Raw genomic sequence first — 23,488 nt, 5'->3', positions numbered from 1 at the left:
CATGGTTTCTCGAGTCGTTTTCACTCCGTCAGCCCCCGTCACCTCCCCGACCACCAAGGTCGGCGGCCAGCCCGTCTGGCTCTCCGCGCCCACGTGGCCGCTCTCCGCGTCGACCGGTGAGCCGATGAGTTTCGTGGGGCAGTTCGAGCTACCCGGTCGGGTCGCGTACTTGTTCATGACGTCGTCGGACGAGTTCGTGGACGGCACGTACGAGCCCGAGGGTGGGGAGAACGCGTTCTTCTGCCAGCCCGGCCCGTTGCCTTCGTTCTTGCGGTTCTCCTCGGTTGCGACCGGTCCAACCCATTCCGCACGCGACTACACGGTCGCCGAGGGGGAATCCGAGAGCGATATCGGCAGCCGGGTCGGCGGGTCGCCTTCGTGGTTGCAGAATCCCGAAGTTCCTTACGGCGCAAGCGAGTTCATAGCACAGCTGGACAGCTGCGACCTGCCGTTCGAGATCAACTTCGGTGACGCGGGCATCGGGTACGCGTTCGTGTCGCCCTCCGGTGAAGGGAGGTTCCTCTGGCAGTGCTGCTAGAGCCACGCCTTGAGTCGGCGTAGGGCTTCCTCGATGTCCTCTGTGGACCCGGCGAACGACATGCGGATGAAGTGGTTGCCGTCAACGGGATCGAAGTCGATGCCGGGCACGATCGCCAACCCCGTGTCGTCGAGCAGCTTGGTGCAGAAGGCCATCGAGTCGTCCGTCAGGTGCCGCACGTCGGCGTACGCGTAGAACGCGCCGTCCGCGGGCGCGAGCTTGTCGATGCCGAGGTCTTTGAGCCCAGCGAGCAGCAGGTCGCGATTCTTCTTGTACCGCACCACATGCTGCCCGACCTCGGCGTACGACTCGTCCGTGAACGCCTGCACCGCGGCGTACTGCGCGAGCGCAGGCGGGCACAGCGTGAAGTTGCCGGTGAGGCAGTCCACCGCGCGCCGCAACCCCTGCGGCAGCAACATCCAGCCGAGCCGCCACCCGGTCATCGCGAACGCCTTCGAGAACGAGTTCACCACGATGGCCTGGTTCGACGTCTCCCACGCACAGTGCAGCGGCTCGCCGTAGCTGATGCCGTGGTAGATCTCGTCGCTGACGAACCGCACCCCGTTCTCAGCGCACCACTCCGCGATCGGCCGCGGGTCGACGACCGTGCCGGTCGGGTTCGCGGGGCTGGCGACGATCACGCCCTTGAGGCTCGGATCGAGCATCTCGACCGTCGGCTGGAACCGCGTGTCCGGCCCGCACGGCAGCTCGACGACCTCACACCCCAACGCCTTCAGGATGTTCCGGTAGGCCGGGTATCCGGGCCGCGCGAGCGCGACCTTGTCCCCCGCGTCGAACGCGCTCAGGAACGCCAGCAGAAACGCCCCCGACGACCCCGTCGTCACCACCACGTCGTCCGGCGTGATGTCGAGGCCGTACTGCCGCCCGTAATGCCCCGCGATCGCCTCGCGCAGCTCCAGAATCCCCAGCTGCTCGGTGTACCCCAGCGCGTGCTCGCGCAACGCCCGCTCCGCCGCCTCCCGCACGGGCCGCGGTGCCGGACTCGACGGCTGCCCGGCGGCAAGCGACACCACGTCCCCACGCACGCGCTGCCGCTTCGCGGCGGCGGACAGCACCTCCATGACGTGGAACGGCGGAACGTTCGCCCTGGCAGCCACACTCAGCATGCCGTCAGGTTAACCACCCGCGGCCGCCCCGCGCCCCGTGCCGACGGCACACGTCACGCCGCACCCGGCAGGCCGCACCTCGCCGCACCCGGCCGACTGTGCCCCACCGCACCGGGCCCACGGCACCCACCGCCCTTCGCCGCACCCGGCCCCGCGGAGCCCGGCGTGCCCGGCCGGCTGTACCCAGCGTGCCCACCCCAGCCGACCCACCGCAGCCGGCCCCACCCGCAGCCGGCCCGCGGTGCCCCGCCCGTCATGCCCGGCCGTGCCATGCCGCCCATGCCTCGCATGCGTGCCACCTATGCCCGGCCCGTTGTGCCCGGCCGTGCCATGCCGGCCCGTACCCGGCACGCCTGCCACCCGCACCGAGCAGCCGTGCCCCGCGTGCCTGGGGGCTGTGCCCGGCGTGCCAGGCCCGCGGGTACCGGCCGTGCCCAGGCCCCACCCACGTGCCCCGTGCTGCCGACCCCGCGTCACCTATCCCAAGCGACTGCCGGCCGGCCCATCCCAATCCGCACCCAGGCCCACACCCACCGCGACCTGGGCTGATCCCGCTGCCCCCGCGCGCTTCCTTGTTGCGCAACGATTGAGCGGGCCGTTTCGTTCCGCACGATCGCGGTCAACGGCCCGTTCGCGACATCAATACCCCTGGTACCCGCCACCGTGCGCCATCGACTTCAGACCGGGGTGCCCCTCGAAGCCGCCGTACCGCGAGAACGTGTATCGGACACCAGCGATGATGTTGTCCACCGGGTTCCAGATGTCGTCGTGGCCGGGCAGCTTGTGGGCGTTGAAGGTCGAGTCGATGCACTGCATCAGGCCCTTGGACGGGTGCCCCGCCGTCGCGTTGGAGTCCCACAGGTTGATGGCGTGCGGGTTTCCGCTCGACTCCTTCTCGATGATCGCCCAGATCTCGTCGATGTTGTCCTCGGTGACCGGGATCCCGTTCGCCTGCAGGATCTTGATCGCCTCGCGGATCCACTCCTGGACGTTGCCGGGCGGCGGGCTACCGGACGGCGGGCCACCACTGGGACCGAGGCCGCCGCCACCGCCGCCTCCACCACCACCGCCGTCAGAGCTGCCGCCTCCACCGCCGCCCCCGGTTCCTCCACCGGTGGGCGCGTGCTGCTGTGGAGGCTGCGCGTCGGCCGAGGACGGTTTGGTCGACTCGTCCGGCGGAGGCGTGGGCGCCCACTCGATCGGCTTACCCGGCTGAGGCGTGAACGTCTGCGTGTTCGGGTCCTCCATCGTGGAGAACTTCGGCGAGATGCCGCCCGCGCGGCCCTTCAAAGCGGACTGGGCGTTGCTCAGCGCGCTCTCGGCCTGGTCGATGACGGGCTGCGCGTCGCCGGTCGCTTCCTCGCACATGCCCGCGATCGCGCTGTTGAGATCTTCCTGCGGGAAGTTGTGGTACTGCTGACGCAATTGCCGGACTCGGCTGAGCAGGTCTTCACAGATCCGCGTCATCGAAGTCTTGGCGCTTTCGAGCGCGGCGGCCGCGGCTTCGATGTCACCGGCGGCGTTGTTCAACGCCTCGCCGACAGCGGTGCCGCATTTGCCGAAGTTGCCCATGTAAGCGACGAAACCGTCGGCGGATCCGCCCTCCCACGCGCCGTCGAGCTGGTTCACCGACTGCTGCACGGCGTTGCCGCTCTCGCCGCACTTGCCCGCGGCCTCGCGCCACCGAGTCGCGATTTCCCGCACCGCGTCCGGTTGTGCGCTGTCGACCTTGTCGGCGAGCGCGGCCAGCGGTGCCCCACCGGGCAGGGCCGCGACCTCGTCCTTCGCACTCATCGACTCACACCGCCCGGAACGACTGCACGTTGGACTCCTCGATGTCGGCAACGCTGGACTGCACGGTGTCGAGCGTCCGCTCGACCTTGCCCAGCAGCTTTTCCGCTGCCGCGAACTCCTGGCCGGCGGCCTCGTCCATCGAGCTCACGGACCCGGCCATCGACCCCGAGGCAGACAACTTTCCGAATATGTCCGAATTGCCGTAGTGCCCGGAAAACCCGTCACCGATGGCGCCGAATTTCCCGGCCTGACTGCTCACGGTAGTGCGGCACTGTTCCATGGCTTCGGTGTTGAACTTCGCGACAGCCACGCCCGCAACCCCCTTGGTTTCTCTACTTGTCGACGATAGAACGAATCGCGTCGACCATGTCCCCGATTCGGGCTTTCAACGTCTCTTGGGTGATGCCGTCGCGCGACGCCCAGTCGACGACATCGGCGGCCCGATGCCGGCGCCCGCCGGCGTCGACGACAGCCGCCCCGAACTGCGCGCGCACGTCGTCCCCGGCGGGTAGCAGGCCGACGAGCTCGCCGACCGGGTCGTCGTGCTCGCTGATCGTCATCGTGTCGCGCGTCAACACGGCGAGCACGTTCCCGGTCGCGAGCGCGGAGATCTTGGTGCTGCCGAACCCGATCCGCACGTCGACGCTCAACGCCGGGTTCGCAATGACCTTCAACGCGTCGACCAGCCAAGGATCGAGCTCGCGCACGTCCTCGTCGCCCGCGTCGACGTAGAGCACGATCGGCATGGCGCCGAGCCCCAGGTGCTCCCAGGCGGCTCGGTAGGCGGCAGGGCTGAGAACTGCTCTCACCGGACGTCTCTCCCAGATGTGGCGGGCTACACCCCTGGCCCCCCAGGCCCGCATCAGTTAAGACGACCGTGGCGTCCCCTGGGTTCCGCCTAGACCTCTTGGAGCAACTCCCAGATACAACTGGCGAGCCGGTGGTTGTCGGCCGGAGTAACCGTGCACCAGTCACCGCGCAGCAGCCGCAGGAACCGTCCCGACGGGTTGTCGTGGAACGCCACGACCCGGTCCGCCCGCCGCCCACCCCGCTCGACGCCGAACTGCCCGACCACGCTCATGCCGTCGACCATGCCCGCGAGCTCCTGGGCGTCGCCGAGCCGGATCCCCTGCTCTTCGAGCGCCATGATCAGGTCCGGCGCGTTGCGGCCGGCCTTCGCCGACGCCTTGGTGATCGCCTCGTACGGCGCACTGATCGACCGCCCGTAGCCCGCGGGCATCTCACCGGCAACGGACACCGCCGCCTCGGCCAGCGCCGTAGCGCGAGCCTCGATCAGCCACACCTCCTCGCCGTCGATGACAGCGAGGATCGCTTCGTCACCACTGGCCGCGGCAACTCCGGTGATGCTCCGGTCCGCCTTGATCCAGATGTCGATGCTCATCTGCGGGTTCGCCAGCAAGGCGAACCCGTCGGCGAGCTCGGGCACGACCCGGCCGCGTGAGGCCAGGCCGCGCCCTTCCAACGACTCCCAGGCTCTGGCCACGTACTGCGCACGTTCCTCGTACGTCATGCCGGGGCTCGGCACATCCAGTGCGACGTTGCGCTTCGGCAGGCGTTCCGCCTCCCACGCGACGTCGAACTCCAATGTGGACAGAACGACAGAACCTGGTGTCGTCACTGACTATTTGTCCTTCGGGTCTTCGCCGATGACCGACTGGACCACCATGCGCTCGTCGCCGAACACGTCGTCCGAGTCGACCCCGTACTTGCGCACGTGCTCGCCGTCCTCTTCGCCCTCGCCCTTGGCCGCACCGGCAGCGGGAGACATGAGACCGGAGCCCCCCTTACCACCGGCGGCACCACCCTTGGCGGCCGGACGATTCGGCCCGTGCTCCTCAGCGGCCACGCCTGCGGCACCACCCTTGGTCGTGCCAGCACCCTTCTCGGCGCCGAGGGTCGTCGGCGCACCCTTGGGCCCACCGGGAGCGATCGGCGTCTTGGGCGCTTGACTCGGTCCGCGACCGCCGCCGACGACCTTGGCCCCCTTGGCGGTCGCGGCAGCCGCACTGAGCCCAGCGGTCGCGGCGGTCGCGATCCCAAGCCCCACGGGCAACGGCGATCCGGCCTTGCCCGGAATGCCGGGGCCGACGGGCAGCTGACCGGGGTTCGGCGTGCCGGGCAGAGTGCCGGTCGTGCCACCGGGCAGGTTCGGCGTGGGGTTGACCGGGTTGCCGGGAAGACCAGGCGTCGAGCCGGGGAGACCGGGCGTGCCCGGCGTGCCGTGGACGCCTGGGGTGCCGAAGCCGGGTTGCTGTACCGGCGCCACGGGCGTGCTGACGCTCGAGGCCGCGGTGACCTCGAAGTTCGGCGGGTTGCCCGGCGCGCGGAAGCCGTCCAGCGCGGCCTGGCTGCTCGACACGTACCCGTTCATGTTGTCGATCGCCTGCTGGCGGGCGGCCTGGGTCTGCTCGACCTTCTTGGCGTTCGACGTCTCGATCCCGAAGAACCCGGCAGCGTCGTCGATGATGTCCGTAGACGTCGGGCCGTTGAGCTTGCCCTGGTCCGGCATACCGTTGCGGGCACGGCTGTTGGCCTCGCTCTGGTCCATCGTGACCTGAGAGTTCTGCTGACCGTCCTGGCTCGCCTGCTCGTTGTAGGCGACCGTGGTCTTCATGCCCTCGTTGGCCTTGTCACCGGCCATGCCCTGCCAGTCGACGCCGAGCTTGCCGAGCTCCTTGCGCAGGACCTCGTCGGTGCGCTCCAACTCCGCGGCCAGCGACCTGAGCGCCTGCGACGCGGCGCCGAACGCCCGAGCACCATCGCCCGAGTTCATCTTGTTGGCAAGGTCCGCCAACTGCTGGTTGGTGTAGCCCTTAAACCTGAAGTCGGGGATGTCCTTGTAAACCATTTCTCCCCCTACCGCAATGTCTGTATCGTCGCTAGTGCGAGTTCAGCAGCCTTCTTGGCGTTGGCGCACTGCTGTTCCGGACTGAATTCCCGAGTGATGGGCAGGAACGTCACGTAGAGGTTCTGGCCATCGGCGGTGTCTACCGCAGTCGAGCAGCCGGCATCTTTCGTCCCAGCCAGCTTCACCTGCTTGGCAGGAAAGCCAGAAACCTCCATCGGCTCGATTGCAAGATTTCCGCCTTCGGCCCAGAAATCGATGCCCTTTTCAGTGATCAATGCCACCGTGTAGCTGAACAACGGAATGTTCTGACTCCGGTATCGACAGGTTGGCGCTTTGCCGACACCAGTAACCTCGAGCGGAGCACTTGCTGAGCTGTCGATATCGAGTTCCTTCTGCTGAGCAGCAGTGAGCGTCTTGCACTCGTCGATACCGTCCAACTTCACCAAGCGCGGCCTCGATGACGACGGCGCAGATGTTCCGGAGGTGGTGGGCTGCGTGTTGGTACCACCAGGCGTGGCGGTCCCGCCGACAGTGCAGCCCGCAGCCACCACCACGAGCGAAACCAACAACAGCGAACTACGAACTCGCACCAACCGCTCCCATGGCCGTCTTGACTTCATCCTCGGTGAACCCGTACTGGACGGCAGCCGATTTAAGCTGATCGCAAAGCCGCGTAAGACTGGTCAGGTATTGACTGACGCGCCCGGCATAGGATTCCTCGCCGTCGGCGAGCCGCGAGTTCCACGCTTCAGCGATAGCCTGGTTCACATTATCCTGAAGCCCACGAATGGCCAGGTGTTCCATCGCTTTCTCAAACGCCTCCTGCAACACTAAGACCTGGCCGCTGATTACCTTGCCGGCCTGCAGGATGTTCTCGTGGTTGACCTCGAACTTGCGCGACGACTCCGCGGCACCTGCCATCAGCTTGCCGAGGGACTCCTCAGCTGCGAAAGCCGCCCCAATGGCCGCGCCGACCGCTCCACCGACACCCATGACGGCGCCGAGGGCAGCACCCGCTGCCGCCTGCTGATCTGTCACGACGTCCAACCCCCGTACGTTTGGTGACGGTTCGGTCTCGCTTCGCAGGCTACCAACGCCCACGTGAGCCCCACCTGTGGTTGGACGAAGACCACCTGAAGTTGGTTCCACCGACTTCGGGTGGTCGCGCTTCGTGTCGGATATCGAACTCGTCCCGGGCTCCCGCGACCCTGATCAATGCGACGCTGAGTGCTTGTTCGGGTACGTTCCGCATCGTTCCTGCCGGGGAGGGCAGGCCAGGCACGAGGGGAACCATGAACGCACCACAGTATCCGCAGCAGTACGGCTGGCAGCAGCCCTACTACCCGCCGCCGAAGCCGAAGAAGACCGGCCTGATCGTCTTGTTGGTCTGCACCGTCCTGATCCTCGTGGCCGGTGGGATCACCGCAGCGGTGTTGATCACGAAATCGAAGAGCGAGCCAGGACCCGCCCAGATCGCGGATGCCGGCCCACCCGATGCCAACGTCTTGAAGCAACGCCTGGCAGACGAAACAGTCAGCTACGGCGCCACACCGGTTTTGGACGCGTGCACGGTCATGCCCGCAGATGTCCTTGTGGCGGCAGGCTTTGGTTCCACTGCGAGCGACTGGATCACCCAGACCTATCTGCCCGCTTCAGTAGCCCGTGAGAACGCGACGGTGAAGGGTGACCTCGACGGGATCTCACACTGCTTCTACTCCGATGCACGCGACGATCACCTCGATCGGATCTCGCTGAGCATCGATCAGACACCGTTCAACCGGCTCCTCGGCGATCACCCCATCGGCGACGAAATCGAAGGGACATCAGCCGGGCTCAAGACGTTCTCCGACTCTGAGAAGAGCGGTGACTACGACACGCGCATCCTGTTTCCCGACGGTCGGACCGAAGCCGATCTGCGCGCGTCCAACCTCGGCGACATCGCCGGCATCGACACGAAGGCTGCCTTCACCAAGCTCGTTGACGCAGTCGCGGGCAACCTGGCCAAACGGCCCGGCGGGCACACGGTGTACGAGTTCAGTGGCCGCTACCAAGGGGTTCCGCTCGCCTGCGACCTCCTGAGCGGGGATCTCTTCGAGAGGCTTGCCGGCGCACCGGACTCGGGCGTCGTCGAGTTCGAGTCGAACGTGCGGGAGCTCAAGTGGAAGGCCGCTACGAACGAGTCGATGGTCTACGGCGTCAGGCAGACCTGTAGGCGGAAGTCGACCGAGTTGATCAGCTCCGTCGGCCTGAAGGGGAACGGGCTCGACGTCGAGTTCGAGACGTTCCGCGATGAGGACAACGCCACCCGTGCGTTCAGTGACTGCGATCCGAATTCACCGCAGCGTAAGGCGGTTGGTACACCAATGCAGGTGGAGAAGGTTGGCGACGGCGACGCGTGTGCCGTCGAGATCGGATCGCCAAACCTGATCTTTCGAATGAACCGGACGGTTGTTCGCCTGGTAGGGCACGGCGAGTGGTCTCCAAAGGACCTCACGAGCTACGCGAAGAAGTTCACACCTGTCGCGAAGACCATGGCTGACCACCTGAAACAAAAGATCAAATAGCTTCGAGTTGTGGGTCTCGCCACTCTGCGCCACGATCCGAGAACACCGGTTGTGACGGGCCGGTAACGTTCCGCATCGGCCGATCTGGGGGGATGGGCGCAACGGGGAGAGGCATGTCGATCACGGAGGAGGCCCGTCGCATGCGCGCGGGCGAGGGGGATCCGGAGGCGCTCATCCGGGCGTTCCGGGAGAGCACGGTGTACGTACAGCGGATCGATCCACTGTCGTTGCCGATGGTGGAGATGAACGGTCTGAAGTGGATCGCCGCGTTCTCCAGCCTGGAAAAGCTCGCTCAACATCTGAAGGCACAGAGCGAGGTTGATTACCTCGCGGTGCAAGGAGAACGACTGCTCGACACATATCTGCCCGCGTTTCCGGGGCGCACCGGCATCGTGTTCGACACCGGGTCGGAGCACATGATCGCGTTGCCGCCGGTGAAAGGCATCGTGTCCGACGAGCTGGCGGTCGATGCGTGAGCGGCTATCAGGTTGATCTCGAGGCGTTGAACCTGGCGGTCAAGGGCATCAACGACACCATCGGAACGCTGGGCGGGATGGTGTGGGGCGGCAAGTACTCGGCGTCGAGCGGGGCGGCCGTCGAGGAACTGAACCTCGACGAGGACGAGTGCGGCGACGAGGCGTTGTCGGACGCCATGGGCGAGTTCTGCGAGCGTTGGCATTGGGGTGTGCGGCACCTGGTTCAGGAGGGCCAGGCGATGGCGAAGTCGCTGCAGCAGGCCGCGGGCACCTACAAGGGCGTGGAAGACCAGATCAGCGACACCCTCAAGAGGTTGTTCGACCAGGAGTTCGGCAACCCGATGGGCTCCGGCGACCCAACGGGCAAGTCGTGGGACCAACTGAAGAGCGACGCGTTCACGCTTGAGGATCACCCGGAGCAGAAGGCGGCGCAGGGCGTCGGCAAGGCGTGGCAGTCCATCAGCAAGGACGCGGAGAGCGTCGTGCACGGTGACCAGCACAGCATCTCGCTGGGCGGTGATCGGTCGTGAGCTGGTTCGGACGCGCCGAGTTGGGTGAGACGGACGATCCGGCAGACCTCGTGCCGGGCAGCGCGGCGAAGATCGACGAGTCGGTGTCGAACATGCGCAGCTTGCCAAGGCTTTCCAGGAGGCCAACGACGGGTTGAGCAGGCTTGACACCAACGACTGGAAGGGCGAGGCGGCGGAGAAGTTCAACAGCTACTTCGCCGATGAGTTGCCGAAGTGGCGCGATGCCGCCGAGGCGTTCGTGCCCGCGGCCGACGCACTCAGTACATACAAGGGCGCGATAGAAAAGGGACAGCGGGACGCCGCCGAGGCGATCCGGCTGTACAACGAGGCCAAGCAGGCGACCGAGCAGGCGAAGAAGCAGTACGAGGCCGCTGCGGACGAGCACGACCGGGCCGCCTTCGCCGCGACGTTCTCGCACGACGCCGCGCCGCCGCCAATGGCGCCGTTCAGCGATCCGGGGCAGGCCAAGCGCGAGAGTGCGCAGCGGCTGCTCGAAGACGCCCGCAACGCGGTGAAGAGCGCGGCGGGCGAAGCCGCCGCAGTGATCACCAAGGCGAAGGACCGGGCTCCGGAGAAGCCGGGATTTCTCACCCGGCTCGGCGCCAATGTGGAGGATCTGGTCGACACCGCGGTCAACGCACAGACCGCGTTGGTGACCAGCGCCGTCGAAGGCGTTGCCGGCATTGGCAAACAGTTGAGGGCGATCAACCCGCTTGATCCCTACAACCTGACTCATCCCGGCCAGTACGCGGCGAACATGGCCACCATGGCCGCCGGTGTGGCGAGCATGGCGGCCCATCCCGTCGACGCTGTCAAAGCGATCGCGAACGTCGAAGGCTGGAAGAACGATCCTTTTGCCGCGGCAGGCAAGCTGATTCCGGACATCGCGCTCGCCGCGATGACGGATGGTGCCGGTGTCGCGGGCAACGCGGCCAGGACCGCAGGGCGTGAGGCGGCCGAAGTCGGTATTCGGGAGGCGGCGGAGACGGGAATCCGTGAAGCAGCCGAGCAGACCGGCACTCAGGCCAGGCGGCACATGGACGACGTCTTCGACAGCGAGGGCTACACCAAGCATCTGCCTGACGAGCCGTCCGCGCCCAGGGAACCCGACTTCCAACCTCATGAGAAAGAACCAGAGCTTCCAGACCACCACAAGGAGCCCGACCAGCCGCCGGAGGAACCGAAGCACCCCGAACCGGACCAACAGCCGAAGGTCAGGGAGCCCGAGGAGCTTCCCCAGCCCGACAACGACAACTACTTCCGTCTCAAGAAGGCGGTCGCCAACATTCAGGAGAACCTGCCGAACCTTTCAGGCACAGAACGAGCGATCCAAGAGCAGTCGATGGCAGAGCAGCAACGAATGATGCGCGACATCATGAACCGGTACCGCTAGGAGATTTCGACCATGCACCCGCACCGGCCACCGATGCGCCAACCCGTTGCAGCACCGGCACCTGCCGAGGAACTTCCCGAGTGGACCAAAGACGGCGAGTTCCCGCCGATCTCCCGCAACCTTCCGCTTTACGGCAAGGATCCCGCCTCCGGCAAGCACCAGCTCTGGGTGGGCCGAGTGGTGTGGCAGGCCGTGACTGCCACAGAGATCAAGATGGCGATCTACGGCCCGTTCGGCCGGAAGATGGCGGTCAGCGATTCGGTTTTCCGAGCACTGTTCCAGATTCGAAACGAGCTGGAGTCCGTCGAGAACTACGACCCGCCGTGGCGAGTGCTGGTGCAGGGCGCCCGGAAGGACGTCTGGCACGTCGGGCACATCGTGTCGCGGTTCCCAGGTGATCGCGCGGAGATCCTGGAAGTCGGGCGGAAGGCGACCGAGTCCGTCGACGTGCTCGCGATGCTTGACGCCGAAGACACGCCGAAGTGGGGGCTGCTCGAGGAGCAGATGAAGAACTGCCTCGAGTACTTCCGCACTCTCGAACCGGGCTTCGCCGCGGAGATCCCCCTATAGTCAGGGAACCGTGATCGCGCCTTCCGCCGCCTTCTGGGCGATGTCCGAACGGTGGTGCGAGCCGGTCAGGTGGATACCGGAAATGAGCTTGTAGGCACGGTCCCGGGCCTTGTTCAAAGACTTCCCCGTACCCACAACGGAGAGCACCCGGCCACCAGAGGAAACGACAGCGCCGTCCTCACGACGACGCGTCCCCGCGTGCAGCACTCCGTCGGCCTCGGCACCGGTGATCACATCACCGGTGCGGGGCCGGCCGGGGTAGCCCTCGGCGGCGACCACGACGGTCACGGCGTAGCCGGATTCCCACTCCAAAGCAGGAAAATCACCAAGAGCACCATTGGCCGCGGCCAGGAACAGACCGGCCAGTGGAGTACGAAGCAGAGCCAGCACGGACTGCGTCTCGGGGTCGCCGAAGCGGCAGTTGAACTCGATGACCTGCGGACCGGTGGACGTGAGTGCCAGACCGGCGTACAGCAGGCCGGTGAACGGCGTGCCGCGGCGCGCCAGCTCGTCGACCACCGGCTGGACGCAGCGGGCGACGATGTCCTCCACGAGGCCGGAAGGGGCCCACGGCAGCGGGGCGTAGGCGCCCATGCCGCCGGTGTTGGGGCCGTGGTCGCCGTCGCCGACCCGCTTGAAGTCCTGCGCGGGGAGCAGTGGGACGACCGTCTCGCCGTCCGTGACGCAGAACAGGGACACCTCGGGGCCGTCGAGGAACGACTCGAGCAGCACCGGGTGGCCACCCTCGAGCAGCGTCATCGCGTGGGCGCGGGCCGAAGCCAGGTCGGCCGTCACGACTACGCCCTTGCCGGCGGCCAGGCCGTCGTCCTTCACGACCCACGTCGGGCCGAAGCGGCGCAGGGCGGAGTCCAGGCGCGCGGGGTTGTCGATGACCTCGCTGGCAGCCGTGGGCACGCCCGCCGCGGTCATGACGTCCTTGGCGAACGCCTTGGAGCCCTCGATCCGGGCCGCCTCACGCGACGGCCCGAAACAGGGGATGCCGGCAGCGCGGACCGCGTCGGCGGCCCCGGCGACCAGTGGCTGCTCGGGGCCGATGACGACCAGGTCGGCGTCCCAGTCCTTGGCCAGCGCGGCGACCGCCGCGGGGTCGCCCGCGTCCACGCCGTAGATCTCCGCGTGACCGGAGATGCCCGCGTTACCAGGCGCGCAGGCAAGCGCGGTCAGCTGAGGATCGCGCGACAACGCGAGGACAAGGGCATGTTCACGGGCGCCAGACCCGATGACCAGGACACGCACGGTGTCTCAGCGTAGTTCATGATGCCGGGCTCCATTCAGCCCAGTGCCTGCTTGGCGCCGGGGTGCAGCGGCACCGGATCGGTCGCGGCCGCCTTCTCCTTCGAGATGTCCTTCGCCGCCGGATGCACCTTCTCCAGGTCGGCCTTCTTGTCGAACAGTAGCTTGGTCAGCGCGCAGGCGTTGTTCGACGGGAAGTCCTCGCGCACGAGCAGCACGTTCGGCACCACGATCGTCGGCGCGTCCGACGGCTGGCCGTAGGTCGCCTTCGGGATGGTGCCGCGGTCGTACACCGGGTTGACCTGCTTCATCGCGTCGAGCTGCGGCGTGATGTCGATGAACTTCACCTTGTCCTTCAACGACGTGGTGATGTCCGTGATCTGCGCGGTCGGCAGACCGCCCGACCACACGAGACCGTCCAGGCTGCCGTCCTTCATGCCGTCCGCGGTCTTGGCCAGGTCGAGGCGCTGCGCCTGCACGTCGGAGTCGATCGACAGGCCCGCGGCCTTCAGCAGCCGGCCCGCGATCACCTCGGTGCCGGACTTCGGCGAGCCCGTGGAGATCCGCTTGCCCTTCATGTCCGCGACGCTGTTGATGCCGGAATCAGTCCGCACCAGCACCTGCGTGTAGTTCGAGTAGATCCGGGCCAGCGCCGACACCTTCACCGGCTTGCCGTCGAAGGCGCCCTTGCCCTGCACGGCGTCCGCGGCCGTGTCGGCGAGCGAGAACGCGATGTCGTACTGGCCGCCGACCAGCTGCTGGATGTTCTGCACGGATGCGCCGGTCTCGGCGGCCGACGCCTTGAGCTTGGTGTTGTCACTGATCAGCTTCGCCAGTCCGCCACCGACCACGAAGTACACGCCACCGGAGTTGCCGGTCGCGATCGTGACGCGACCGTCGGACGCCTCGCAGCCGCTTCCGCCCGCCGACGGGTCGGCCGTGCGTTTGCCCCCGCAGCCGGACACCGCCAGCGCCAGCGCTAGAACGAGGATCGACTTACGCATCTTGCACCCTCCTACGCAGTACGAAGTGCACGGCAACAGCGAGCACCAGGAACCCGATCCCGATGCCGATGGACAACGGCTGCAGGTAGAGCAGGAACAACGCGGCGGGCACGCACAGCAGCCGCGCCGGCAGGCCGACGACGCCGAAGAACCAGCCGCCGGTCAGCACGGCCAGAGCAGCCACACCCAGCGCGGATACCACGAACGTCCACAACGAATCCACGGGAGAACCGCGCAGCAGCAACGCGCTTCCTTCATCGGTCAGGACGAACGCCAGCGGCACGAGGAACGCGGGCAGCGTGTACTTCCACGTCTGCCACATCGTCTTCAACACGTCACCGCCCGTGATGGCGGCCGCGGCGACGGCGGCCAGCGCGGTCGGCGGCGTCACCTCCGACAACACCGCGTAGTAGAAGATGAACATCGCCGTCTCGGCCTTGTCCACGCCCAGGTCGATCAGCGCGGGTCCGATCACGACCCACGAGATGATGAACGACGCCGTCACCGGCACGGCGAGCCCGAGCACGGACACCGACACGGCCGCGAGCACCGCGGTGAGCCCCAGCACGACGGTCGGGTTCGAACTGATCGCCTGCGCCAGGTCGACGAGCGACGAGGCGAGCTCCTGCCCCAGACCGGTCTTCGTGATCGTCGACGTGATCACGCCGGCCGCCGCGCACACCGCGATCACCGGCAGCGCGGCCCGCACGCCGGTCGACAACGCGTCCGCGACCAGTCGAAACCAGTCCCGCCGGTGGTCGATCAACGCGAACAGCGCGGCCACGCCCGCCGCGTAGACGACCGCCTTGTAGACCGGGATGTCCAGGGCGAGGAAGACGACGATGATCCCGAGCGACAGGAAGTGGTAGCCACCGGTCCTGATCAGCTTCAAGGGCGACGGCGCCTCGATGTCCACCGGGCGGGCGCCGAACCGCCGCGCGTCCGCCTCCACGGCCAGCGCGATGCCCAGGTAGTAGAGCAGCGTCGGGATGATCGCCCAGACCAGGACGTTGAGGTACGACGTCTCCAGGTACTCGGCGATGATGAACGCGGCCGCGCCCAGCGTCGGCGGCGACAGGATCGCGCCGATGCCGGACGCCGCGAGCAGCCCGCCCGCGTTCTCCTTGGGATACCCGGCTTTCCGCAGCATCGGCCACGTCACCGCGCCCAGCGACACCGTGGTCGCCGTGCCCGAACCGGAGACCGTGCCGAGCAGGAAGCCCGCGGTCGCGGCGGTCCGGCCGGGCGCGGTGTGCGACCGGCGGAACGCCGCGAAGCTGATGTCCACGAAGAACTTCCCGGCGCCCGAGGCGTTCAGCACGGCGCCGTAGATCGTGAACAGCACGATGTAGGTGGCCGCGACGTCCAGCGGGATGCCGTAGAAACCGCTGGCGTCGTTGTAGAAGCCCTTGATGATCTGGCTGAAGTCGATGCCAGAGTGCGCGATCGTCCAGCCGGGCGGCAGGTATCCGCCGTAGTAGGCGTAGAGCACGAACGCCACGCAGACGATCGGCAGCACCCAGCCCGTCGTGCGGCGGCACGCCTCGAGGATCAGGACCAGCAGCACCGTCCCGGCGACGATGTCGAGCGTCGCCGGATCGCCCTGCCGGTCGAGGAACGCGTCGAAGCCGCCGAACAGCGGGTACCAGCCGGCGGCGAACGCCAGCGCCGCCAACACCCAGTCGTACCAGGCGGGATCGTCCTTCTCCGGCGCCTTGCCGCCGGGCCGATAGGAGAGGAACACCAGCGGCAGCGTCACGCCCAGGAAAACCACCAGGTAGAACTGGTTTCCCTTGCTGAACGGGAAGAAGACCTGGTTCAGCACCAGCAGCGCGACGGCGAGGCCGGCGATCCACATCGCCCGCTCCCAGCGCGGGGACAGGGTGCGTCCGGGCCGCTCCTCGTCGTACTCGGCGACGAGTTTCGCCACGTCAGGAGTCGGTTCTGCGGTCACGCCCCGACCGTACTGTGGTGCCGATCACATGGGCAGCGCATTCGTCTAAAGGGACTGTAAAGCCTTCTCAGACGATGCGACCGTCCACATAGCACCACCGCCACGACTCGCCCGGCTCGATCGACCGCATCACCGGGTGCGCGGTCGCGGTGAAGTGCGCGTCGGCGTGCTTGCGCGGGCTGGAGTTGCAGCACGCGACGTGCCCGCAGCTCAGGCACATGCGCAGGTGCGTCCAGTGGTGCTCGCCGAGCGCGAGGCAGTCCGCGCAGCCGTCGGGCGAGTCGGGGGTGACCGACGCGGGGAGCGTGCTCACGTGTGGACAGGTCATGGGATCCATCCTGACGCAAGATTGACGCCATGCACGGGCCTGAACTCTTGTTGCTCCTCCTCGGAGCGCTCCTCGTCACCGCGGTGGCACGCAGGTTGAACTGGTCGTCACCGTTGTTGCTGGTGGCGGTCGGGCTGGCGGTGTCCTACATCCCCGGCCTGCCGGCGTTCGACCTGGATCCCCACCTGATCCTGGTGCTCGTGCTGCCGCCGCTGCTGTACTCGGCCGCGCTGGACAGCTCCTACCTGAACATCCGCGCGAACCTGCGCCCGATCGGCTTCCTCGCGGTGGGGCTCGTGCTGTTCACGACCATCGTGGTCGGCTGGGTCGCGCACCAGGTGCTCGACCTGCCGCTGCCCGCGGCGCTCGTGCTGGGCGCGATCATCGCGCCACCGGACGCCGTCGCGGCCGTGACGATCGGACGCAGACTCGGTCTGCCGCGACGGGCGATGACGCTGCTGACCGGCGAGAGCCTGATCAACGACGCGACCGCGCTGACCGCGTTCAAGGTCGCGACGGCCGCCGCGGTGGGCACGGCGATGACTCCCGGCAAGGGCGCGCTGGTGTTCCTCGCGGCGACCGGCGGCGGCATCGTGATCGGCTTCGCGTTCGGCTGGGGTGTGCAACAGCTGCGCCGGCTGCTCGGCGAGGGCCTGCTGGAGAGCGCGCTCGGCCTGCTGGTGCCGTTCGGCGCGTACCTGCTCGCCGAGGACGTCTACTCGTCCGGCGTGCTGGCGGTCGTGGTCGCCGGCCTGTACGTCGGGCACACCGCGCCGCGCACCGGCTACTCCACCCGGCTGCAGGACGCCGCGGTGTGGCGATCGGTGGACGTGCTGCTGGAGGCGTTCGTCTTCGCGATCATCGGGCTGCAGCTGCGCACCATCCTCAGCGACGTCGACCTCGACCGCGGCCTGGTCGTGGGTTCGCTGGCGATCCTGCTGGCGACGATCGTGGCGCGGTTCGTCTGGATGTATCCGGCGACCTACCTGCCCGTGTGGTTGTCGAAGCGGATCCGCGAACGCGAGGGCTGGCCGCACATCGGCAAGGTCAACGTGATCGCGTGGGCCGGCATGCGCGGCGTGGTGTCACTGGCCGCCGCGGCCGCGGTCGACCCACGCGTCGAGCAGCGCAACGTGATCCTGTTCTGCACGTTCGTCGTGGTCGTCGGCACGCTGCTGATCCAGGGCATGACGCTGCCGTGGGTGATCCGCAAGATCGGCTTCGAGAACGACGAGGAACGCCAGGACGCGCTGGCCGAGGCACAGGTGCAGCACCGCGCCGCCCAGGCCGCCGTCGACCGGCTCGACGAGCTGGTCGACGAAGGGGTGCCCGCGCACGTGATCGACCGGCTGCGGGTGATCGCCGAACACCGGGGCAACGCCGCGTGGGAACGGCTGGGCAGGCAGGAGTCGGAGAGCCCGGCCGCGGCGTACCGGCGGCTGCGCCGCACGATGCTGGAGGCCGAGCGGCAGGTGTTCGTGACGGCGCGCGACACCGGCGAGATCGACGACGAGGTGTTGTTCCGCGTGCTGCGTGAACTGGATCTGGAGGAAGCTGCACTTTCCCGAGAGTGACCGTTCACCTGTTCTTCGTGTTTCGATGCTTGGGTGCTCGTTCCAATGCCGAAACGGGGAGGTCAGCGATGTACCGGAGGAGAGCTCTCGCAGCAGCCGTCGTCGTGTTAGCCGGGATGGTGATCCCGTCAGCGGCGGCTACGGAGACGCACGAGCCGCTCGTCATCGGTCACCGAGGCGCTTCGGCGTACCGGCCGGAGCACACGCTGGCGTCCTACGAGCTGGCGGCGCGCATGGGCGCCGGCTACGTCGAGCCCGACCTGGTGTCCACAAAGGATGGAAAGCTGGTCGCACGGCACGAGAACGAGATCGGCGGCACCACGGACGTCGCCGCGCACCCGGAGTTCCTCGGCCGCAAGACGACGAAGACGATCGACGGCGCCGCGGTCACCGGCTGGTTCACCGAGGACTTCACGCTGGCCGAGCTGAAGACGTTGCGCGCCAAGGAACGCATCCCGGAGATCCGCCCGCGCAACACGCTCTACGACGGCCGGTTCGAGGTGCCGACGTTCGACGAGGTCATCGCGCTGACTCGTCGTTTGTCGCGGGAACTGCACCGAGACATCGGCATCTACCCTGAGACCAAGCACCCGACGTACTTCAAGTCGATCGGCCTGCCCCTGGAGCGCCGGCTCGTCGACACGCTCAACCGCAACGGCCTGAACCGGCGCAACGCCAAGGTGTTCGTGCAGTCGTTCGAGGTGTCGAACCTCAAGGAGCTGAACAAGTCGCTGCGCGTGCCGATCGTGCAGCTGATCAACGCCTCCGGAGCGCCCTACGACTTCATCGCCTCCGGCGACAAGCGCACGTACAGCGACATGATCACGCCCGCGGGGCTCAAGGAGATCGCGACCTACGCCGACGGCATCGGCGCGACGAAGGACCGGATCATCCCGCGCAACGCGGCCGGGTTCCTGCAGCAGCCGACGACGCTGGTCGCCGACGCGCACCAGGCGCACCTCGTCGTGCACGCATGGACGTTCCGCAACGAGAACAACTTCCTGCCCGCGGACTTCCGCTCGTCAGCCGATCCCGCGGCCTACGGCAAGGCGTTCGCCGAATACGAGGTGTTCCTGCAGCAGGGCATCGACGGCCTGTTCGCGGACAACCCGGACACGGCTATCGAAGCCTTGAAATCGCCGATCGTGTGATCGACGGTCGCGGCGAGCAGACCGGGTCCGGTGGCTGACGTCCCGGCCCCGGTCGGTCCCGCCGGTATCGCCATTCTTTCGCGGTCCGGTATTCAGAACTCCTATGAGTGGATCGCGCACGATCGTTTAGCCCCAACGGTCGAGTGACACTGCCGATCTCCTCACCGAGCATCGACGGATGGATCACGAGGACTTCGTCACCGCCGTCGCCCGCGAAGTGGTCACGAGCGTCGCCCCGGACGAGCTCGCGCTGTTCGAGCCCATCCGGGGTGCCTACCTGCGCGACCCGGACAAGCTGCTGGCTCAGCGCGGCCGCGCGGGCGAAGTTCTCGGATCGGGCATCGATGTGGCGATCGCCCTCGTGTCACCGGTGGCGCTCGCCGTCGCGACCGCCACCTACAACCGGCTGGTCGACCGGACGGGCGAGGCGGTCGTCAACGTCGGCAGCAAGCTGTGGAAACGGTTGCGCCGCAAGGAGGAGCTCCCGGAGATCACCGCGGAGCAGCTCGGCGAGCTGCACGCGATGGCGTTCGAACGCGCGAAGGAGCTCGGACTGTCCGAGGAGCAGGCGAAGCAGGTCGCGGACGCGCTGAGAGCCCAGCTCACACATGAGAACTGACCTGGCGCGAGTGCCGTCCGGCACGACGCTGCGGTTCGCCGCCCTCGTCGCGCTCGCCGTCGCGACCACCCTGCAGATCTTCGGCCAGTACGCCACCGTCTGGCCCACCAGGACGTCCCTGGACGACGCTCGCTGCCAGGTGCGCGCGGACCTCTACCTGACGTCGACGAACTCCGTCGACCCGGACGCGGCGAAGTGGAGCCGGTACCGGGAGTGCATGGCCGCCTTCCTGGAACCGCGGCTCGCGTGGCTCGCGGGCGGCCTGCTCCTGTTGTTCGGGGTGGCCGCGGTGATCTACTTCGCCCGGCCACGCTGGCGGATCAGGCGCTCACGGCTGGTGCCCCTGCCCGCGGGGCTCGAGGACACGCTCGCGGAACTGGTGGAACGGGCGGGGCTGCGCAGGGCGCCCGAGTTCGTGCTCGACCCTTACAGCATGCGCGCGGGTGGTGTGGCGTTCGGGCATCACCGGCGCAAGATCGTGTGCCTCGACGCCGGGCTGGTGATGCTGCACCGGCGTGATCCCGCGTCGTTCCGCGCGATCGTGCTGCACGAGCTCGCGCATGTGCGGGCGGATGTGACGACGACCTACGCGACGTTGGCGGTGTGGCGGGCGTTCCTGGGTGTCGTGCTGGTGCCGTACCTGCTGACGCTGGTCAACCCGATGCTGCTGTCGAGTACGCCGTGGAAGATCGTCTGGTCGGACAACATCATCAACCTCGGCGTCGGCTGGCGGCTGGGCGTGATGGTCGTGCTCATGTACCTGGCCCGCACCGCGGTGCTGCGGTCCCGCGAGAAGTACGCCGACGCGCTTGTTGTGCAGTGGACGGGCGACGAGGACCCGTACCGCAACCTCGTGCCGACGCGGACGATCCGCCGCTGGCTCGCGATCCACCCGACGCGGGCGGCGCGGCAGGCCGCGATGCGCGAACCGAAGTCCTTGCTGCGGCCCGGTTTCTGGGAGGTGCTGGCGAGCGCGCTGGCGCTGCAGATCGCGTGGTGGCACGCCGTCACGGGCCTGCGTGATCTCACCTGGTACCGCGACGGCAACGAGTCGTTCACGGTCATGCGGATCGTCTGGACGGTCGCGGTCACGGCGTTGGTCGGCTCGATCGCCTGGCGCGGCGCGGCCGCGGGGTCACGCCGGTTCGCGGTTCCGGGGCTGGCGCTCGGGATCGGGTTCGTGCTCGGCGACTTCCTCGACGCGCAGAGCCTCTACACGTTCTCGTGGCTCGGTTCCCTCGCCTGGCTGGTGCTCATCGGGACCGCGGTCCTGGTGTGCTGCTGGGCCGGCTACTGCGCGACGCTGGTGACCACGCGCGGGCACGCGGTGTTGCTCGCGGCCGCCACGGCCGTCGTGGCCTACAGCGTGCTCGGCTGGTTCCCGGAGGCGCGGGCGATCGCCGCGTTGTGGCGGGACAACCTGCGGCCGATCGTGGAGATCCTGCACGGTTTCGCGTCGTCCACTGTGGACAGGGTGCTGCTCGACGGCATCACGGTGCCGTTCCTGCTCAACTTCAACCGCGTGGTGACCGCGATCGCGCTGTGCCTGGTGTGGCTGGTGCCGCTGGTGCTGCGTCGCGAGCTCCCCAGGGCCGCGCTGGCCGGCGGTGGACTCGGCGGCCTGTGCGCGTTGGTCGTGCTCGCCGTGGTGTGGACGGCGGACTCACCACCCGCGGCGCTCGTGCGGACGGCGTGGGGCATCGCGCTCGTCTTCCTCGTGCAGCTGGTGACGGCGTTCGTGGTGGCACGGCGCTCCGACCGGATCGGCGCGCTGCTGGCCGCTTGGATGGTCGGGCTCATCGCGACGGTCGGCCTGTGGTGGAGCCACCTGGACGGCACGCGGGTCGACAGCGTGCTGGCCACCCGCCCGCTGCAGGTGCTGCCGTTCCTCGGGACGGCCGCCGCACTGCTCGCGGGCGGTGTCACGCACCGCGAGACCCGGCGGGCCAGGCCTTGGGGCGCGATCGCGATCGCGGCCGTCTCGGTCGGCCTCGTCTGGTGGTGGCCCAAGGCCCCGAACGCGGCGTCGATCGAGCCGCCGCCGCTGGCCGCCGCGGAGCTCAACCACGACCAGGCCGTCAACATCTGGATCTACGGCGGTGGCTGGGACACGTTCATGTCCGTCGTGAACGCGAACACGAAGGTGTTCGAAGGCGTCCAGGCCAACGACGTGAGCCGGATGACGGCGGGTTGCGCGGCGTTGTTGCCGGTGCTGAAGGACGCCGCCGCGTTCCCGAAGCCGCCGGAGGACGGTGTGCGCGCGAACTGGTCCGGCGCGCTGACCTCGTTGGAGCTGGGCGCGCGGTCGTGCCTGGCGAACGACAGCGCCATGGGCACACACTTCCTGAAGGGCCTCGACCAGCTGAAGGTCACGCAGACCGCGCTGGTCGAGGCCCAGAAGCGAGCGCTCAGCTGAGCACGTCGTGGCGGACGATCGTCTCCTCGCGGCCGGGGCCGACGCCGATCGCGGACACGCGCGCGCCGATGATGCTCTCGAGGTACTCGACGTACGCCTGGGCGTTCGCGGGCAGCTCCTCGAACGTGCGGCAGTGGCTGATGTCCTCGAACCAGCCCGGCAGCTCCTCGTACACCGGCACGGCGTGGTGCACGTCGGTCTGCGTCATCGGCATCTCGTCCGTGCGGCGACCGTCCACTTCGTACCCGACGCAGACGGGCACGGTCTCCAGGCCGGACAGCACGTCCAGCTTGGTGAGGAAGTAGTCGGTGATGCCGTTGACGCGCGAGGCGTAGCGGGCGATCACGGCGTCGAACCAGCCGGTGCGGCGGCTGCGGCCCGTGGTGACGCCGAACTCGCCACCGGTCTTGCGCAGGCGCTCGCCCATGTCGTCGTTCAGCTCGGTCGGGAACGGGCCGGAGCCGACGCGCGTGGTGTACGCCTTGAGGATGCCGATCACGGTGGTGATCCGGGTCGGGCCGATGCCCGAGCCGACGGCCGCGCCACCGCTCGTCGGGTTCGAGGACGTGACGAACGGGTAGGTGCCGTGGTCGACGTCGAGCAGCGTGCCCTGCGAGCCCTCCAGCAGCACGGTCTCGCCGCGGTCCAGCGCCTCGTTGAGCTGCAGGCGGGTGTCCGCGATGCGGTGCACGAAGTGCGAGCCGTGCTCCAGCACGCTGTCCACGACCTGCTCCGGGTCGAGCGCCTTGCGGTTGTAGACCTTGACCAGCACCTGGTTCTTGAAGTCCAGGGCGGCCTCGACCTTCTGCCGCAGGATCTTCTCGTCGAGCAGGTCCTGCACGCGCACGCCGACGCGGGCGAGCTTGTCCTGGTAGGCGGGGCCGATGCCGCGACCGGTGGTGCCGATCTTGGCCTTGCCGAGGTACCGCTCGGTCACCTTGTCGATGGCAACGTGGTACGGCATGATCAGGTGCGCGTCGGCCGAGATCAGCAGCTTGCTGGTGTCGACGCCCTTCTCCTCCAGCCCCGACAGCTCCTCGAGCAGCACGCCGGGGTCGACCACGACACCGTTGCCGATGACGTTGGTCACGCCGGGGGTGAGAATGCCCGAGGGGATGAGGTGCAGCGCGAAGTTCTGGCCGTTCGGCAAGACGACGGTGTGCCCCGCGTTGTTGCCACCCTGGTAGCGGACAACCCACTGGACACGCTCACCGAGCAGGTCGGTGGCCTTGCCCTTGCCCTCATCGCCCCACTGGGCTCCGATCAGCACGACGGCCGGCATGTGAAACTCCAAGCGCTTGGACTGGTTCGAGCGAATGCCGGTAAG

The 23,488-nt window shown here is 67.9% G+C and carries 25 protein-coding genes; 11 read left to right on the top strand and 14 right to left on the bottom strand.

Going from position 1 to position 23,488, the window contains the following annotated elements; genetic code table 11:
* The first annotated feature begins 1 nt into the window (after window position 1).
* The gene (locus QSK35_RS27075) at window positions 2-538 is read left to right on the top strand and encodes a YwqG family protein (protein ID WP_285750324.1); all 537 of its coding nucleotides are present in this window, start codon (window positions 2-4) and stop codon (window positions 536-538) included.
* Here QSK35_RS27075 and QSK35_RS27070 read toward each other — a convergent pair.
* The 9 genes from QSK35_RS27070 to QSK35_RS27030 form a co-directional block, all read right to left on the bottom strand.
* Entirely contained in the window at window positions 535-1,665 is a 1,131-nt protein-coding gene (locus tag QSK35_RS27070) for a pyridoxal phosphate-dependent aminotransferase (protein ID WP_285750323.1), read from the bottom strand. The two genes, QSK35_RS27075 and QSK35_RS27070, sit on opposite strands and share 4 nt — an antisense overlap.
* Window positions 1,666-1,718: 53 nt before the next feature.
* Entirely contained in the window at window positions 1,719-1,955 is a 237-nt protein-coding gene (locus QSK35_RS27065; protein WP_285750322.1) for a hypothetical protein, read from the bottom strand.
* A gap of 349 nt (window positions 1,956-2,304) precedes the next feature.
* Window positions 2,305-3,459, bottom strand: a complete 1,155-nt coding sequence (locus QSK35_RS27060; RefSeq protein WP_285750321.1) for a transglycosylase SLT domain-containing protein — start codon at window positions 3,457-3,459, stop codon at window positions 2,305-2,307.
* Window positions 3,460-3,463: 4 nt separating this feature from the next.
* The gene (locus QSK35_RS27055; protein ID WP_285750320.1) at window positions 3,464-3,769 is read right to left on the bottom strand and encodes a hypothetical protein; all 306 of its coding nucleotides are present in this window, start codon (window positions 3,767-3,769) and stop codon (window positions 3,464-3,466) included.
* A 22-nt stretch (window positions 3,770-3,791) separates the two neighbouring features.
* On the bottom strand, window positions 3,792-4,268 hold the full coding sequence (locus QSK35_RS27050) for an ESX secretion-associated protein EspG (protein ID WP_285750319.1): 477 nt from the start codon (window positions 4,266-4,268) through the stop codon (window positions 3,792-3,794).
* A gap of 89 nt (window positions 4,269-4,357) precedes the next feature.
* Window positions 4,358-5,098: an ESX secretion-associated protein EspG gene (locus QSK35_RS27045; protein ID WP_285750318.1), complete on the bottom strand. Its 741-nt coding sequence runs from the start codon at window positions 5,096-5,098 to the stop codon at window positions 4,358-4,360.
* A 3-nt stretch (window positions 5,099-5,101) separates the two neighbouring features.
* On the bottom strand, window positions 5,102-6,328 hold the full coding sequence (locus QSK35_RS27040) for a PPE domain-containing protein (protein ID WP_285750317.1): 1,227 nt from the start codon (window positions 6,326-6,328) through the stop codon (window positions 5,102-5,104).
* Window positions 6,329-6,336: 8 nt separating this feature from the next.
* The gene (locus tag QSK35_RS27035; RefSeq protein ID WP_285750316.1) at window positions 6,337-6,918 is read right to left on the bottom strand and encodes a DUF3558 domain-containing protein; all 582 of its coding nucleotides are present in this window, start codon (window positions 6,916-6,918) and stop codon (window positions 6,337-6,339) included.
* Window positions 6,905-7,366 carry a hypothetical protein gene (locus QSK35_RS27030; RefSeq protein WP_285750315.1) on the bottom strand — a complete coding sequence of 154 codons (462 nt, stop codon included), beginning with the start codon at window positions 7,364-7,366 and terminating at the stop codon, window positions 6,905-6,907. Before QSK35_RS27030 ends, QSK35_RS27035 begins: the two co-directional genes overlap by 14 nt.
* A gap of 254 nt (window positions 7,367-7,620) precedes the next feature.
* Here QSK35_RS27030 and QSK35_RS27025 point away from each other — a divergent pair, with 254 nt between their 5' ends.
* The 6 genes from QSK35_RS27025 to QSK35_RS27000 all read left to right on the top strand — a co-directional run bounded on the left by QSK35_RS27025 (window position 7,621) and on the right by QSK35_RS27000 (window position 11,861).
* A complete protein-coding gene (locus QSK35_RS27025; protein ID WP_285750314.1) occupies window positions 7,621-8,892 on the top strand; it encodes a hypothetical protein in 1,272 nt (423 codons plus the stop codon).
* A gap of 113 nt (window positions 8,893-9,005) precedes the next feature.
* Window positions 9,006-9,368: an SseB family protein gene (locus QSK35_RS27020; RefSeq protein ID WP_285750313.1), complete on the top strand. Its 363-nt coding sequence runs from the start codon at window positions 9,006-9,008 to the stop codon at window positions 9,366-9,368.
* Window positions 9,365-9,898, top strand: coding sequence for a hypothetical protein (locus tag QSK35_RS27015; protein WP_285750312.1), 534 nt, complete (start codon window positions 9,365-9,367; stop codon window positions 9,896-9,898). Before QSK35_RS27020 ends, QSK35_RS27015 begins: the two co-directional genes overlap by 4 nt.
* On the top strand, window positions 9,895-10,035 hold the full coding sequence (locus QSK35_RS27010; protein ID WP_285750311.1) for a hypothetical protein: 141 nt from the start codon (window positions 9,895-9,897) through the stop codon (window positions 10,033-10,035). The genes QSK35_RS27015 and QSK35_RS27010 overlap by 4 nt, the downstream gene beginning before the upstream one ends.
* Window positions 10,032-11,291 carry a putative T7SS-secreted protein gene (locus QSK35_RS27005; RefSeq protein ID WP_285750310.1) on the top strand — a complete coding sequence of 420 codons (1,260 nt, stop codon included), beginning with the start codon at window positions 10,032-10,034 and terminating at the stop codon, window positions 11,289-11,291. Before QSK35_RS27010 ends, QSK35_RS27005 begins: the two co-directional genes overlap by 4 nt.
* Before the next feature lie 33 nt (window positions 11,292-11,324).
* Window positions 11,325-11,861, top strand: a complete 537-nt coding sequence (locus QSK35_RS27000) for a hypothetical protein (RefSeq protein ID WP_285750309.1) — start codon at window positions 11,325-11,327, stop codon at window positions 11,859-11,861.
* Here the strand turns inward: QSK35_RS27000 and purD are convergent, their stop codons facing one another.
* The 4 genes from purD to QSK35_RS26980 form a co-directional block, all read right to left on the bottom strand.
* Complete coding sequence (gene purD, locus QSK35_RS26995) at window positions 11,862-13,118, bottom strand: phosphoribosylamine--glycine ligase (protein ID WP_285750308.1); 1,257 nt, start codon at window positions 13,116-13,118, stop codon at window positions 11,862-11,864.
* A 35-nt stretch (window positions 13,119-13,153) separates the two neighbouring features.
* Entirely contained in the window at window positions 13,154-14,119 is a 966-nt protein-coding gene (locus tag QSK35_RS26990) for a TAXI family TRAP transporter solute-binding subunit (protein ID WP_285750307.1), read from the bottom strand.
* A complete protein-coding gene (locus tag QSK35_RS26985) occupies window positions 14,112-16,073 on the bottom strand; it encodes a TRAP transporter permease (RefSeq protein ID WP_285750306.1) in 1,962 nt (653 codons plus the stop codon). Before QSK35_RS26985 ends, QSK35_RS26990 begins: the two co-directional genes overlap by 8 nt.
* Before the next feature lie 67 nt (window positions 16,074-16,140).
* The gene (locus tag QSK35_RS26980; RefSeq protein WP_285750305.1) at window positions 16,141-16,401 is read right to left on the bottom strand and encodes a UBP-type zinc finger domain-containing protein; all 261 of its coding nucleotides are present in this window, start codon (window positions 16,399-16,401) and stop codon (window positions 16,141-16,143) included.
* Window positions 16,402-16,430: 29 nt separating this feature from the next.
* On the opposite strand from QSK35_RS26980, the gene QSK35_RS26975 reads away from it, so the two are divergent.
* The 4 genes from QSK35_RS26975 (at window position 16,431) to QSK35_RS26960 (ending at window position 22,161) form a co-directional block, all read left to right on the top strand.
* The gene (locus tag QSK35_RS26975; protein ID WP_285750304.1) at window positions 16,431-17,975 is read left to right on the top strand and encodes a Na+/H+ antiporter; all 1,545 of its coding nucleotides are present in this window, start codon (window positions 16,431-16,433) and stop codon (window positions 17,973-17,975) included.
* A gap of 68 nt (window positions 17,976-18,043) precedes the next feature.
* Window positions 18,044-19,126 (top strand): glycerophosphodiester phosphodiesterase, encoded by a 1,083-nt coding sequence (locus tag QSK35_RS26970; protein ID WP_285750303.1) that lies wholly within the window; start codon window positions 18,044-18,046, stop codon window positions 19,124-19,126.
* Window positions 19,127-19,304: 178 nt separating this feature from the next.
* Window positions 19,305-19,745: a hypothetical protein gene (locus QSK35_RS26965; protein ID WP_285750302.1), complete on the top strand. Its 441-nt coding sequence runs from the start codon at window positions 19,305-19,307 to the stop codon at window positions 19,743-19,745.
* On the top strand, window positions 19,735-22,161 hold the full coding sequence (locus QSK35_RS26960; RefSeq protein ID WP_285750301.1) for a M48 family metalloprotease: 2,427 nt from the start codon (window positions 19,735-19,737) through the stop codon (window positions 22,159-22,161). The genes QSK35_RS26965 and QSK35_RS26960 overlap by 11 nt, the downstream gene beginning before the upstream one ends.
* Here the strand turns inward: QSK35_RS26960 and QSK35_RS26955 are convergent.
* On the bottom strand, window positions 22,154-23,443 hold the full coding sequence (locus QSK35_RS26955) for an adenylosuccinate synthase (RefSeq protein WP_285750300.1): 1,290 nt from the start codon (window positions 23,441-23,443) through the stop codon (window positions 22,154-22,156). The two genes, QSK35_RS26960 and QSK35_RS26955, sit on opposite strands and share 8 nt — an antisense overlap.
* Window positions 23,444-23,488: the final 45 nt, after the last annotated feature.

The organism is Lentzea sp. NBRC 105346 (genome assembly GCF_030269605.1).
Taxonomy (GTDB): domain Bacteria; phylum Actinomycetota; class Actinomycetes; order Mycobacteriales; family Pseudonocardiaceae; genus Lentzea.
The sequence above is the reverse complement of the archived record's forward strand: the minus strand, read 5'-3'. Positions and strand labels throughout refer to the sequence as shown.